A 14,031-nucleotide genomic window follows, 5' to 3' on the forward strand; every position below is an offset into this window, starting at 1 on the left:
ATCGGCACCCGCGTGGTCCGGACGCGGGGCTATTTCGAGAAGCGTTGGATGAGCATCGCGATGATGATGATGACGCCCTGCACGGCAGCGACGAGGTATTCGGAGACGAAGTCCGAAAGCACCATCAGGTTGGCGATCAGCTCGAGAATGACGGCGCCGGCGACGGTGCCCCAGATGTGACCCTTGCCGCCGCGCAGCGCCGTGCCGCCGATCACCACCGCAGTGATGACCTGCAGTTCCCACAAGACGCCGGTCGTCGGTGTCGCCGCACCGAGCCGCGGCACATAACAGATCGCGGCGATGGCGACGCAGGCGCCCTGGATCAGATAGGCGATGGTTCGTGTCTTGATGATCGAAATGCCGGAATAGCGCGCGACATCGGCATTGGCGCCGACCGCAGCGCATTTGCGGCCATATTTGGTCTTGTAGAGAATGAACGATCCGATCGCCGCCACAGCCAGCGATATCAGGATCGGGATCGGGATGCCCGTGACAGTGCCGAAATAGACCGGCCGATAGACCTCACGCAGCGAGCGGTCGATCGGGATCGTGCCGCCATCCGACAGATAGGTGATGAGCGCGCGGAAGATGCCCATCGTGCCGAGCGTCGCGATGAACGGCTCGATCTTGCCGACGGTGACGATGAGCCCGTTGAGGAGGCCGCAGGCGATGCCGGCGAAAAGCGCGATCGCCATGCCGGCCGGCACCGACCATGTTCCGAGGTGAGGCACCATCCCGTTCATGAACATGATGGTCACGCCGGTGATGAACGCCGCCATCGAGCCGACGGAGAGATCCAGTCCTCCGGACGAGATGACGAATGTCGCGCCGACCGCGATGATCGCGATGAAGGCGCTGCGCGTGATGACGTTCGAGAGATTGGTGGCCGAGAGGAAATCCGGGTTGATGAGGAATCCGATGACCAGCAGGGCGGCGAGCGCGATGAACGGCCCGGCATCCGCCCAGCCTATGGCGAAACTTCTCTCCCGTCGGGGCGGAGCGGATTGGATGACGGCACTCATGATAGTCCTCCCAGGGCCGCGCGGCCGACATCCGCTTCCGCGGTGGCAAGCAGCGCGATATTGCTTTCGGTCATGGCCTCGCCGGAGACCTCGCCATTGATGCGGCCCTGGCGCATCACCAGGATGCGGTCGCAGATGCCGATCAGTTCCTGCATCTCCGATGAAATGACGATGCATGCCTTTCCTTCGCCCACGAGCTGGCGGATGAAGGTGTAGATCTGCGCCTTGTTGGCGATGTCGATGCCGCGCGTCGGTTCGTCGATGATCACGACCGAAGGGTTGGTGAGCAGGACCTTCGCGAGCAGGAGCTTCTGCTGGTTGCCACCGGAGAGCTGGCCAGCATTCACCTTGAGGTTCTTGACGCGGATGTCGTAGCTCTGGATCGCGCCCTCGAGGGCATCCGTCTCGCGGCGCTTGTTCATGGCGAGGCCAGGGTGAAAACGCCCTAAGGCGGAGAGCGTCAGATTGGGCGCCAGGCGTTCCTGCAGCAGAAGGCCCTTGGCCTTGCGGTCCTCGGTCAGGTAGCCGATGCCGGCATCGATCGCCTCGCGCTGGGAGCGGATATGAACGGGCGCACCGTCGAGCTCGACGCTCGCATGCGCCGGCCTCAGCCCGACAATGCCCTCGAACAACTCGGTCCGGCCGGCGCCGATCATCCCGGCAAAGCCGAGCACTTCGCCCTTGTGCACCGTGAACGAGATGTCCTCGGCATAGCCCGGGACCGTGGCGTTGCGGACGCGCAGCATCGGCGCGCCCCTCGCTTCATTCCCGCGCGGGGGATAGAGCGCGGTGAGTTCGCGCCCGACCATCAGCTCGGCCATGTCCATCTGGCTGAGGCTTCGGCCTGGATAGGTGCCGACCATCTTGCCGTCGCGCAGAACCGTCAGCCTGTCCGCGAGCCGCTGCACCTCGTCGAGGCGGTGGCTGATATAGAGAACGCCGATCCCCTGCGCCTTGAGGCGGAGGATGATCTCGAGCAGCCGCTCCACCTCGTCGCCCGTGAGCACGGCAGTCGGTTCGTCGAAGATCACCAGCTTGTGCGCGTCGAGCAGAGCGCGGCCGATCTGGATCAACTGGCGATCGGCGAGCGCGACGTCGCGGACCAGCGCATTCGGCGAGACACGGCAACCGAGCTCGCCAAGCTTCTCGGCCGCGATCCGCCGCATCGTGCGATCGTCGACGACGCCGTTGCGCGTCAGTTCCCGGCCAAGGAAGAGGTTTTCGGCGACGGTCAGCCCCTCGGCGAGCAGGATTTCCTGATGCACGAGCACGATGCCGGCATCCTGCGCCTGATGGGGCGTCGAGAAGTGCATCGGCTCGCCATCCACGAACAGGTGACCGCTGCTTGGATGCACATAGCCCGATATCAGCCGCATCAGCGTCGACTTGCCGGCGCCGTTCTCGCCGATGATGGCGTGGATTTCGCCCGCGTGAACGTCGAGCGTGACGTCGTCGAGCACCGTGACCGGCCCATATTGCTTTGACAGCGCTTCGGCCCTGAGCACGGGCGGCCTGGCCGGCATTTCGGCGTGAAGCTGCGACGGGCGTTCCATGGAGCGGTCGTGTCCGAATGCGATCGAGGGTGGCCGTGTCACTCGAATGCCGGCAACAGCCGGTCACGCGAGTGTTCGATATGGACGCGCATCGCGTCGGCGGCGGCTTCTGAGTCGCCGCGCGCGAACGCGTCGAGCAGCGCCTGATGCTCGTGCAGCGCCTCTTCCGTGACGCGCCAATGGAACATCAGGCGGAAGATGTGGAAGTGCGTGTGCTGGAAGCTCAGCATTTCGCGGATGAGCTGGTTTCCGGCGAATTCCATGATGCGGTCATGGAAGATGCCGTCCTGCCGGGCAAAGGTCGAATAGTGGACGCGCTCGTCCTTGCCTTCGCGGCCGGCCATCACGCCCGCTGCTTCGCGCAGGATCTCGATCTTCTCGGAATCGATCGCCGCAGCTGCCTTGGCGGCCGCAGCCGGCTCCAGCAGAAGGCGGAGTTCGTAAAGCTCGTCAAAGCGGCGCCGGGTGATCTGCGGGGCGGCGCGATAGCCGACGAGATGCGTCTTGAGCACCAGCCCTTCGCCCTCCAGCCGGCCGAGTGCTTCGCGGATCGGCGTCTGCGAAACGTTGAATTCCTTCACCAGGCTGTCGACGGTGATGCGCGCGCCGGGCGCGATCTTGAGCGACATCAACTGGTTGAAGATCGCCTCATAGACGTCTCCCGCCAGGCTGTTGGCCCGCGGGATCTGGGTGCCGCCTGTGGTTGTGTCCGTCAGCCGAGATGAGTTCATTTTGTGCCGTCTTTGCCCTTGACAGGGGAGAGACCTAGCAGGATGTTGCGGCCTCTGCAATACTATATCCTATAGGATTTGATATAGAGGCGGCCTTGTGAAAATCAGCGAACGCTCAGCGATGGCTCTGGCCACCCGCCTGCTCATTCAGCGCAACGCATTGACGGAACACGCTGAATGCCAGGCGCGGGTGCTGGTCGAGGCGGAGTTGAAGGGGCACCCGTCACACGGGCTTCAGCGGCTGCCGCGTATTATTGCGCGTATCGAGCGCGGCCACATCGACCCGCGAACCAAAGGCGAAGGCTTCTGGCGGGCGGAAGCCGTCTGGGACGTCGACGGACGAAGCGGGCTCGGCCCGGTTGTGGCGATGGCGGCGGTGGAGCGTCTCGCCGAACGCGTCGTGACATCCGGCATCGCCATCGCCGCCATCCGCAACAACAATCATCTCGGCATGCTGGCGCACTATGTCGAGCACATCGCGGAACGGGGTCATGTCGGCGTCGCGATGTCGTCGAGCGAGGCGCTCGTGCATCCCTTTGGCGGGACGCGCGCCATGCTGGGCACCAATCCGATCGCCATCGCTGTGCCCACCGCCGGTCGCCCGCTGGTGCTCGATCTCGCGACCAGCACCGTCTCGATGGGCAAGATCCACCACTACGCCGCGACCGGGCGACCGATGCCGGAGGGCTGGGCGCGCGACGCCGAGGGAAAGCCGACCACCGATGCCGCGCGCGCCAAATCCGGATCGATCGCGCCATTCGGCGATGCCAAGGGCTACGGCCTCGGCATCGCCATCGAAGTGTTGATCGCCGCGCTCGCCGGCTCTGCCCTCGCGCCCGACATTTGCGGCACGCTCGACGCGGAGGCGCTCTGCAACAAGGGCGACATCCTGATCGTCGTGAATCCCAAAGCCGCGCCTGAATTGGCGCAGCGTCTTTCGGATTATCTCGACAGCGTCCGCACGTCCCCGCCGTCCGAAGCCGGCCGGCCCGTCGCCATCCCCGGCGATGGCGCGAGCCTGCGGCGCGCGGCCGCGCTCCGGGATGGTTTCGACATCGAGCCGTCACTCTGGGACGCGCTCAACGCCTTGTCTTTATCCCCATCATCCGTTCTTGAAGGACAATCATTTTGAGCCTTTTCGCTGCCTTGAGGCTACCGCGCGAGATCCTGTTTGGCACGGGCCAGCGCCATGCGCTGCCCACCGTCGCGGCGAGGCTCGGCAAGCGCGCCCTGATCTGCACCGACAGCCGGCTTGCGGCCACTGACATGTTCGGCGAGATCCTGTCGCAGCTTGAGGCCGCAGGCATCGCCGTGATGGTCCATGACCGCGTGCAGCCCGACGTGCCGCGCGACACCGTGGCCGTCTGCGCCGAGGAGGCGAGGGCGTTTCATCCCGACATGGTGATCGGCATCGGCGGCGGCAGCTGTCTCGACATGGCGAAATGCGCGGCTCTGCTGCTGTCACATGGCGGCGTGTTGCAGGACTACTACGGCGAGTTCAAGGTTCCGGCGCCTGTCCTGCCGATCATCGCCGTGCCGACGACCGCGGGCACCGGCTCGGAGGTGACGCCGGTCGCGGTCATTTCCGATCCCGACCGCACCCTGAAGGTCGGCATTTCCAGTCCGTATCTGATTGCGACCGTTGCGATCTGCGACCCCGACCTGACCATGACCTGTCCGCGCGGCCTGACGGCGATCGCAGGTGCCGACGCGCTGACCCATGCGATCGAGGCCTTCACCGCGGCGCGGCGCCCTGCCGATCACGAGCTGGCGCAGCAGCATGTCTTTGTCGGCAAGAGCGCACTCACCGATCATTTCGCGCTGATGGCCATCGAGCTGCTCGGCCGCAGTCTCGAACGCGCCGTCGCAGACGGCAGCGACGCGGCGGCCCGCGCCGATGTCATGATGGGCGCGCTTGCCGCCGGCTGCGCATTCGGCACCGCCGGTACGGCCGCCGCCCATGCGGTCCAGTATCCGGCCGGCGCGCTGACCCACACCCCGCATGGGCTCGGCGTCGCGACCATGCTGCCCTATGTGATGACGTATAACCGCACCGTCGCGATGCCTGAGATGGCCGCGATTGCGCGCGCCCTTGGTCTCGGCGAGCCGGGCCAGGACGACGACGAACTCGCCGATGCGGCGATTGCCGAAGTGAGCCGCTTGTTTGCGGCGATCGGCATCACGCCGACCCTGGCCGGCCTTGGGCTTGCGGCAGACAAGCTCGACTGGACGGCTGAACAGGCGCTCGGCATCGGCCGCCTGATCAAGAACAATCCCCGCAGCCTCGATCTTCCCGCCATGCGACGCCTCGTCCAGGCCGCCTATGACGGCGACCTTGCCGCCGCAGCGCAATAGCCCTTTCAGGAATGACACGATGACCGCCATCCACCAGAACAGCCCATCGCACGACGAAAACGCACCCGATCTCCGCGCCGCTGCACGCGGGCTCCATATCGACGGCGCCTGGCGTCCTTCGGCGAGCGGGCGCAGCATCAACGTGACCGACCCATCCACGGAAACAGTTTTGGCGTCGGTTCCCGACGCGACGATCGAGGATGCCACCGCCGCCGTCGAGGCCGCCGCCAAGGCTGCAGAAGGCTGGCGCAACACGGCACCGCGCAAGCGCTCGGAGATTCTCCGGCGCTGTTTCGAACTGATGGTCGAGCGCTCCGAGACGCTGGCGCGGCTGATCTCGCTCGAGAATGGCAAGGCGCTGCGTGATGCGCGCGGCGAAGTGGCCTATGCGGCCGAATTCTTCCGTTGGAACGCCGAGGAAGCGGTCCGCATCACCGGCGAGTTTGGTATCGCACCCGCCGGAACCAACCGCATCATCGTCGACTATCAGCCGATCGGCATCTGCTTCCTGATCACGCCCTGGAACTTCCCGGCGGCCATGGCGACGCGGAAGATCGCGCCGGCGCTCGCCGCAGGCTGCACCGTGATCCTGAAGCCGGCGAGCGAGACGCCGCTGACCGCCTATGCGCTGGCCGCGCTCTATGCCGAGGCCGGCGTGCCGCCTGGCGTCGTCAACGTCCTGACCACAACAAGCCCGGGTCCGCTGACTGCCGCTATCCTGGCCGATCCTCGGGTGCGGAAGCTCTCGTTCACGGGCTCGACCGGAGTTGGCCGCGCGCTGCTCGCCGAGGCCTCGAAGCATGTCATCTCATGCTCGATGGAGCTTGGCGGCAACGCGCCCTTCCTCGTCTTCGACGACGCCGATCTCGAGGTCGCGCTTGATGGCGCGATGGTCGCCAAGATGCGGAATGCTGGCGAGGCGTGCACGGCGGCCAACCGGATCTATGTCCAATCCGGCATCTATGACGCCTTTGCCGAGGGCTTGAGCCGCCGGATGGCGGCGATGACTGTGGGGTCCGGCGTCGAGGAGACGACTGAATGCGGCCCCATGATCACGCGGAAGGCCGTCGACAAGATCGACCGTCTCGTCAAGGACGCGACGGCGCGCGGAGCGCGGCTGCTTTGCGGCGGCGCGGCCACAACCGGGCAGGGCTTCTTCTATCCGCCGACGGTGCTGGCCGATGTTCCCGCCGACGCGGAGATGGCGCATGAGGAAATCTTCGGGCCGGTCGCCCCGCTGTCGCGCTTTGACAGCGAGAGCGAAGTCATCGCGCGGGCGAACGATACCGAATACGGGCTCGCCGCCTATATCTTCACGCGAGATCTCGCGCGCGGCATGCGCGTCGCGTCGCGCATCGAAGCCGGCATGATCGCCCTCAACCGCGGCCTCGTATCCGATCCGGCCGCCCCGTTCGGCGGCGTCAAGCAGAGCGGGCTCGGACGCGAGGGCGGCCAGCATCACGGCATCGCCGAGTTCATGGAGGCGAAATACATTGCTGCAAACTTCTGACGGAGGCGGAACGATGGCGCCTGATCCCTTCCGCATCCGTGATCATGTCGGCGATTTCGACGCCATCGTCGCGGATATCAGGGCGCGCAGCCAGGCGGCCTGCGCGAGCCTGCCGATGGAAGCGGACATTGCCTATGGCACGGATCCCAGCGAGACGCTCGACCTCTTCTTCCCGTCGGGAGCGCGTACCAATCTGCCCGTGCATGTCTTCATCCATGGCGGCTATTGGCGCATGTTCTCGAAGCGCGACTATTCCTATGTCGCGGAGACGGTCACCCGGGCCGGCGCCATTGCGGTGATCGTCGATTATGCGCTGATGCCGGCCGTCCGCATGGCGACGATCATCGACCAGGTCCGGCGCGCCAAACGCTGGGTAATCAATCATATTGCAGAGCATGGCGGCCATATCGGCCGCCTGACGGTCAGCGGCCATTCAGCCGGCGCGCATCTCGCGACTTTTCTGTTCAACGAGACCGAAACGCCGTCCGGCATCCGTGGCGCGCTGCTGCTTGGCGGGCTCTACGAGTTGAAGCCGCTCCAGTCGTCGTTCCTGCACGAGGAAATCGGCATCACCGACGCGGAGGTCGCCGCCTTCTCGCCGGCGACCCATACGCATGATCGCTCGACCGCGGTCAATGTCCTGGTCGGTGCGGAAGAGACGGCGCCTTTCCACCATCAGGCGGATGTCTTCGCCAGCCAGTTGCGCGGGCAGCGGGTGGCCGTTTCGCGCTGCGATCTCGTCGGGCGCAATCATATGAGCAGCGTTCGGGACCTTGGAATTGCCGGGTCGGCGGCAGCGCGGCACCTAGCCGCGCTGATCGAGGCCCGCTGACGGGACGCCCTCGCAGCGGCGTCGCGATCCGCCCCGTCTACCAGCGCGGATGAAGGCGCAGACGGCGGATTCGGTCTTGCGTCCGTCGTGAAGTGCGGCCATCAAGGGTCGATCAAATCGATTCAAAAGGGCCATCGCCATGAACACTGTACCGCTTGGACGCACCGGCAAATCGGCCTCGCGCGTCATCCTGGGCCTGATGCGTATTGCCGCGCTCGATGACGCCGCCATTCGCGCGCTCTACACCGCCGCCCGCGACGCCGGCATCGATATCTTCGATCATGCCGATGTCTACGGACCGGAACTGCATGGCTGCGAAAGCCGGTTCGGCAAGGCCGTGACGCTGTCGAGCGAGGAGCGCGCGAGCATCGTCGTGCAGAGCAAGGTCGGCATCCGCAAGGGCTTCTTCGATTTCTCGAAGGAGCACATCCTGCGCACGGTCGATGGCTCGCTCGCCGCGCTCAAGACCGACTATCTCGATATCCTGTTGCTGCATCGCCCCGACGCGCTTGTCGAGCCGGAAGAAGTCGCGGCGGCCTTCGATGCCTTGCACGCAGCCGGCAAGGTGCGCCATTTTGGCGTTTCGAACCACACGCCTGGCCAGGTCGATCTCCTGAAGACAGCGGTGTCCCAGCCGCTGATCGTCAACCAGATCCAGCTCAGCATCACCCATGCGCCGACGATCGCCTCCGGCGTTGCGAGCAACATGGCCGGCCTCGACCAGTCGATCGATCGCGACAACGAGATGATCAACTACGCCCGCATCAACGGCATCACGCTGCAAGCCTGGTCACCATTCCAGAAGCAGTTCTTCAATGGCGTGTTCCTCGGTGATCGCGAGACCTATGCCGAGCTCAATGACATCCTCGACGAACTCGCGGCGCGATATGGCGTGACGCCGGCCGCGATCGCTGTCGCATGGATCGCGCGCCACCCCGCCGGCATTCAGATCGTACTCGGCACATCGAATGCACAGCGCGTCACCGAAGCCGCCAGCGGCGCCGATATCGAGCTCAGCCGCGAGGACTGGTATCGCCTGTTCCGCGCCGCCGGATACATCCTTCCGTAAGTGCATCCGAGGATGCCGGGCCGATTGATACCGGCCCGGCACGCGCCCGCTAGAGGCTCTGCAGGTCGAGACTGCTGATGCGGAGCGCGCGGCCGTCCTTTGCCGCGATCGCTTCCATGTCCTGCTCAAGTGCATCGCGATCATCGACGCCGCGCAGCATGCGGCCAGCCAGTGCATCGAACCGCCCCGCCGCGATGTCAGCGATGAGGGCTGCGGCGCGGCTCGGCGGGACATTGATGCCATCGTCGAACAATTTCTGGATGTTCGGCATATGAGCCTTGCCAGCGTCAGAGTTCAGCTGCAATTCGGTCATCGCGGTGCGCACGAGACCCGGATCGACGGCAAAGGCCCGCACGCCGCCGGCCTTGGTCGTGTCGTCGAGGCACTCCGTGAATCGCATGATGCCGGCCTTGCTCGAGGCATAGCCCGAGCCGTTCGGGAAGCTCGTACCCGTGCCGCCGCCAACCAGATTGACGATCCGGCCGCTGCCGCGCGTCAGCATGGCCGGCGCCGCGACACGGCAGGTGTTGAACGTGCCGCGCAGATTGATCTCGACATCGCTCCACCAGATCTCCGGATCGCACTCCCAGATCGGGCCGAAGGCGCGGAACGAGCCATGATTGTTGACGAGCGTGTCGATCGGCCCGAGCGCGTCGACCACGCCGGCCAGCGCCTTTTCGACGGCTCCGGTATCCACGAGATCAACGGGGACGGCAATCGCGGTCCCGCCTTCCTGCCCGATCAGGGCCGCGGTCTCCTCGATTTCGCGTGCGGTTCGCGCGAGAACCGCCACCTTCGCCCCGCCGCGCGCCTGATGGAGCGCGATCTCGCGCCCGATGCCGCGGCCGCCGCCGGTCACGACGGCAACGGTTCCTTGCAGATTGGTCATGGTTTTCTCCTCAACATATGGAAATCGGTATGGCCGCAGGGGCAGGCGCAGAGCAGCGTCGCCGGGCTCTGCGGGCTTGTTGTCGCCTTCAGCGCCGCCGTCAGCGCGCAAAGGCCTCGAATGGGTTGGTGTGGGTCAGAAGCGTGATCGTCGCCTCGTCAACGCCGCGGCGCGTCAGTTCCGGTAGCAGCGCCTCCGACAGAGGCGTGTAGGGCTGCGGAACGCCGCCGCCCGGCTGCGCCGGATCGAACCAGCCGCGGTCATGGCTGAGCAGCAACTGACCGCCAAGCCCGGCCTCGAGCGCCCGCATCACAAGGTCGGCGACCTCGCTGTCCGGGGCGCGTCCGACATGATCATATTCGATCCAGGCGCCACGCGCCGCGACCGCGCGGTTAAGGCCGAAATCCGGCTCCTCCTGGGTGTGGATCGAAATGAAGCGATCAGCGCGATAACCCTCGGCTTCGATGATATCGAGTTGGTCCATCACGACGCGGCCCTTGATCGTATGGCTGCCGATGACCGCTCCGGTCCTGATGCCGGCCCGCGCCGCCGCGCGCAGGATCTTCGCCTCCAGGGCCGTGATGCCGTCATCGCCCGCGCTGAGCTTGATCCAGCCGGCGCGAAATCCGGTCTCCTCGATCTGCTCGTCCAGTTCCCGCAGCATCCAGGCCTCGAGCGCATCTTCGCTGGCGGTCTTGACCCAGTCCGGAATCCAGGGTTCGCGGTAATTGCCGGTTGGCACGACGATCGGGAAATCGGTCGCGCGGGAGACGGCGAGATCGAGATCGGCGCGCCGTCCGACGCCGCCCGTCGAGCATTCGACCAGCGCCGTCACGCCGAGCGCCTTGATGCGCTCGATCTGCGGCGCCATCAGCCGCACAACATCCCCCGCCTCCGCCTCGGCATAACCTGGCTGGTCCGGCGTCCTAAGGTCGACGAAGACGTGCTCATGCGGAAGGATCATGCCGAGATCCGACTTCAGCCGCGGCCCGAGCGTCGTGAAGAGCTGTTTCAATGGTCCTCCCAAAGATCATGAGCGTGCCGGCGGGCGTCCTCGTCACCCGCCAGACATGTCAGGCGGTGAAAGGCCATGACATCATTCGATCAAAGACGATACCATCTGAGCGCGATTGATCAACGCTGGACACCCAGTCCGAAGGCTCGTTGCCAACAAGCGGAACTCCGGTTTGTCGGTAAGGGAGCGCTACGTGTCAGTGGACTTCCTGCTATGGCGCGTAGATCTGCTTCCAGTCGTCTTTCATGCTGACGATCGTCCATCCGCGTTGCGGGCCTTCGGCGAGGCCGCGATCGAGGCGGCCGAAATGCGATTGCCGGTCATAGGCATATTCGCGCGCGGCATCGTCGTGATGGACGAGGAGGCCAAGGCTACGGCCGGGGCCCGATGTCGTCCATTCCAGCATCTGGAAGTCGCCGTCTGAATTGCCGAATGCGGCGATCGGCCGACGGCCGATATGCTGGTAGATACCTATGGGCTTGCCGGCGCCGTCGTCGATGAAATTGATGTCCGGCAGACGGATAATCCGTGGCGCACCTTCCGTGTCTTCGAATTTCGATTTGATGGAGGAGCCGACGACGTTCTCTGGCGGGATGCCGTAGATGCGTTCCGTCCAGGGCCGCATGAACTCGATGCCGCCGCCGGAAACGATGTAGACCTGAAAACCATTGTTCTTCAAATAGTTGATGAGCTCCAGCATGGGCTGGTAGACCATCGAGGTATAGGGCTTGCCGGTCTTCGGGTGCCTGGCGGTGGCGAGCCAGTTGGAGACGATTTGGGTGAATGCGTCGCTGGTCATGCCGGCATGCGTCGCGGCGACAAGCTCAAGCAGCCCCTTGTCGCCGCTCGCTGCAATTCCTGCGAAATCGCCTGCGAGCGCCGATTTGAACGGCTCCGTCGTGCTCCATTCGGGATGTTGCGGCGCCATCTCCCTCACTCGGTCGAGCGCGAAAGCAAGCTGCACATACATAGGTTGCTCGCCCCAGAGCGTTCCGTCATTGTCGAACACCGCCACCCGTTCCGCCGGAGCGACGAAGTCAGGTCCGCCCGCCGTTGTCACGGCCTCGACGAAGTCGACGATCGATCGGCGTGCGGCATCGTCATTCCATGATGGCAGCGTCGCCGTGGCGGCACCCGCGGCCAGCGGCGCGAGCAGAAACATGGCGATCGAAATGGCAACAATCCGCAGATGGCCTTGTCTGAGCATTGCTTCCCCCATGAATGAGAAGGGCCGCCGGAGCGAAACCTCGGCGGCCCGTTGTCGAAACCCGCTCAGTTGCCCGATGGCATCGGCAGTTCGAACCCGTTCTCCTGGAGATTGTCGCGCAAGTACTTGAAGCGCTGGTACTGCGACAGCGTGATCGGGCCGTTGTAGCCCTCACCCTGCATCTTGCGCGGCGGATACTTGATATAGCTCTGCATGAGGTCCTGAACGACCTTGTTCATCGTGATCATGACCCAAGTGTGTTCAGTGAAGTTGTTCATGAAGATGTCGTAGCGCTCCTGCGGATCCTGCCAGAGATCGAACACCTGGGGGACCATGGCCACGTATTTCTCTTGGCCCTTCCAACCGAGATTGGTGTCAACCGCGAGGCCGCCGGTCGGCTGACCATCGTCGCCGCGCAGATTGAAGACGGCCTTGAACTGGTGATCGCGGACTGCGCCGGGCGTCAGTTCGTTCTCGGTGAAGTAGAACCAACTGGTGCGCGGATCGGGGCCGGTTCCGAACAGGACCGGCGACATGTCATAGCTGTCGAAGATGATCGGCTTGCCCTCGCGATCCTCGGTCGGCAGCTTCACGCCGGCAAGCGACGCGAAAGTCGCCATATAGTCCAGACCGCCGATAATTTCGGAATTCTTGGATCCCGGCTTGATGCCCGGCCCCCAGGCAAGCGCGGGGACGCGCGAACCGCCTTCCCGGTCGGTGCCCTTCGTGCCACGGAAAGGCGTGTAGCCGGCGTCGGGATAAACGTCCTGCCAGGCGCCGTTATCGGTCGTCCAGAACACATAGGTGTTCTTGTCCAGGCCCAGTTCGCGGATCTTGTCCATGATCCGCCCGATGCGGGTGTCGTTCTCGACGATCGAGTCGGCGAATTTCGATTTAGCGGCGGATTTGCCCTGGAACTCGGGCGCCGGCATGTTCGGCTGATGCACCTTCATGAAGTTGATGCTCATGAAGAAAGGCTTGTCCGAATGGGCATGTTGGTCGAGATAATCGAGGGAGGCTTTCTCGACATAGCCGTCGAAATACGGGATGCCGACGACGCCTTCCTTGCCGTCGATGACGGGCGTGTCGACATATTGCCCGTTGATCTTGAAGTCTTCGGTCGCCGGCTGGCCCGCAATCCCCGACAACGAGCCCTTGGTCACCCTGGCGAACATATCCCGAAGCTCTGGGCTCATATCCGGGAACCAGGTCGGGTCGGCATAAGTGTAGGCATTCAGGTGGTAGAGCCCGACATATTTCATCTCGTCATAACCTTGCGCCGTCGGCAGCGCATAGTCCGCTTCTCCAAGATGCCATTTGCCAGTGAAGAAGGTGTTGTAGCCGCCGGTCTTGAGCACCGAGGCGAGCGTCCATTCCGCGGCCGGCAGTCCGCCACCCTGACCCTGGAAGGCAACCGTGGTCATGCCGCTGCGGTTGGGGATGCGGCCGGTCTGCACCGCGGCGCGTCCCGGTGTGCAGGAAGGCTGGCCGTAGTAGGACATGAACTGCATGCCTTCGGCGGCAATGCGGTCAAGGCTAGGTGTCGCGGCGCCACGGTTGTCACCGCCGCCATAAGCGCCCATGTCGCCCCAGCCGAAGTCATCAGAAAGGATCAGGACGATATTTGGCTTTGTCTTCTCCTGCGCTGCTGCCGGCATGGCACTCCAAAGTCCCGCCGCCGCCATCATCAGCAGACTTACCCTTCGACTCAGCGTCATGGTTGATCTCCTCGTGTCGATAGGCCAATTTCGCGCTGCACCGCAAACGGTGTTCGTCTAGCCAATCAATCCCTTTAATGGGCGGAGGCGGCGGTCTGCTGATACAGACCGCCCGAGAATTTGGAGAATT

Annotated in this window: 12 protein-coding genes; 5 read left to right on the top strand and 7 right to left on the bottom strand. The window is 64.5% G+C overall.

The features are described 5' to 3' along the window. Positions 1-29: 29 nt before the first annotated feature. Genes LB518_RS18975 through LB518_RS18985 form a run of 3 tightly spaced genes read right to left on the bottom strand, consistent with a single transcriptional unit; the run spans position 30 to position 3,306 of the window. Positions 30-1,022, bottom strand: coding sequence for an ABC transporter permease (locus LB518_RS18975; protein WP_224579378.1), 993 nt, complete (start codon positions 1,020-1,022; stop codon positions 30-32). Beyond that, positions 1,019-2,575: a sugar ABC transporter ATP-binding protein gene (locus tag LB518_RS18980; RefSeq protein ID WP_224579379.1), complete on the bottom strand. Its 1,557-nt coding sequence runs from the start codon at positions 2,573-2,575 to the stop codon at positions 1,019-1,021. The genes LB518_RS18975 and LB518_RS18980 overlap by 4 nt, the downstream gene beginning before the upstream one ends. A 38-nt stretch (positions 2,576-2,613) precedes the next feature. Then, on the bottom strand, positions 2,614-3,306 hold the full coding sequence (locus LB518_RS18985; RefSeq protein WP_224579380.1) for a GntR family transcriptional regulator: 693 nt from the start codon (positions 3,304-3,306) through the stop codon (positions 2,614-2,616). Between the two features lie 97 nt (positions 3,307-3,403). Between LB518_RS18985 and LB518_RS18990 the strand changes: the two genes are divergently transcribed. The 5 genes from LB518_RS18990 (at position 3,404) to LB518_RS19010 (ending at position 9,072) form a co-directional block, all read left to right on the top strand. After that, positions 3,404-4,438: an Ldh family oxidoreductase gene (locus tag LB518_RS18990; RefSeq protein WP_224579381.1), complete on the top strand. Its 1,035-nt coding sequence runs from the start codon at positions 3,404-3,406 to the stop codon at positions 4,436-4,438. Continuing rightward, positions 4,435-5,661: an iron-containing alcohol dehydrogenase gene (locus LB518_RS18995; protein WP_224579382.1), complete on the top strand. Its 1,227-nt coding sequence runs from the start codon at positions 4,435-4,437 to the stop codon at positions 5,659-5,661. The genes LB518_RS18990 and LB518_RS18995 overlap by 4 nt, the downstream gene beginning before the upstream one ends. A 19-nt stretch (positions 5,662-5,680) precedes the next feature. Further along, positions 5,681-7,171, top strand: coding sequence for an NAD-dependent succinate-semialdehyde dehydrogenase (locus LB518_RS19000; protein ID WP_224579383.1), 1,491 nt, complete (start codon positions 5,681-5,683; stop codon positions 7,169-7,171). 13 nt (positions 7,172-7,184) lie between these two features. Then, positions 7,185-8,003: an alpha/beta hydrolase gene (locus LB518_RS19005; protein WP_224579384.1), complete on the top strand. Its 819-nt coding sequence runs from the start codon at positions 7,185-7,187 to the stop codon at positions 8,001-8,003. Positions 8,004-8,142: 139 nt separating this feature from the next. Then, complete coding sequence (locus LB518_RS19010; RefSeq protein ID WP_224579385.1) at positions 8,143-9,072, top strand: aldo/keto reductase; 930 nt, start codon at positions 8,143-8,145, stop codon at positions 9,070-9,072. Between the two features lie 49 nt (positions 9,073-9,121). On the opposite strand, the gene LB518_RS19015 is transcribed toward LB518_RS19010, so the two are convergent. The 4 genes from LB518_RS19015 to LB518_RS19030 form a co-directional block, all read right to left on the bottom strand. Then, positions 9,122-9,961 carry an SDR family NAD(P)-dependent oxidoreductase gene (locus LB518_RS19015; RefSeq protein WP_224579386.1) on the bottom strand — a complete coding sequence of 280 codons (840 nt, stop codon included), beginning with the start codon at positions 9,959-9,961 and terminating at the stop codon, positions 9,122-9,124. A gap of 100 nt (positions 9,962-10,061) precedes the next feature. Continuing rightward, the gene (locus tag LB518_RS19020; RefSeq protein ID WP_224579387.1) at positions 10,062-10,976 is read right to left on the bottom strand and encodes a phosphotriesterase family protein; all 915 of its coding nucleotides are present in this window, start codon (positions 10,974-10,976) and stop codon (positions 10,062-10,064) included. 211 nt (positions 10,977-11,187) lie between these two features. Next, positions 11,188-12,183, bottom strand: coding sequence for an HAD family hydrolase (locus tag LB518_RS19025; protein WP_502845849.1), 996 nt, complete (start codon positions 12,181-12,183; stop codon positions 11,188-11,190). A gap of 65 nt (positions 12,184-12,248) precedes the next feature. Further along, on the bottom strand, positions 12,249-13,895 hold the full coding sequence (locus tag LB518_RS19030; protein WP_224579457.1) for an arylsulfatase: 1,647 nt from the start codon (positions 13,893-13,895) through the stop codon (positions 12,249-12,251). Positions 13,896-14,031: the final 136 nt, after the last annotated feature.

Origin of the sequence: Mesorhizobium sp. BR1-1-16 (assembly GCF_020165495.1) — a bacterium.
GTDB lineage: Bacteria > Pseudomonadota > Alphaproteobacteria > Rhizobiales > Kaistiaceae > Kaistia.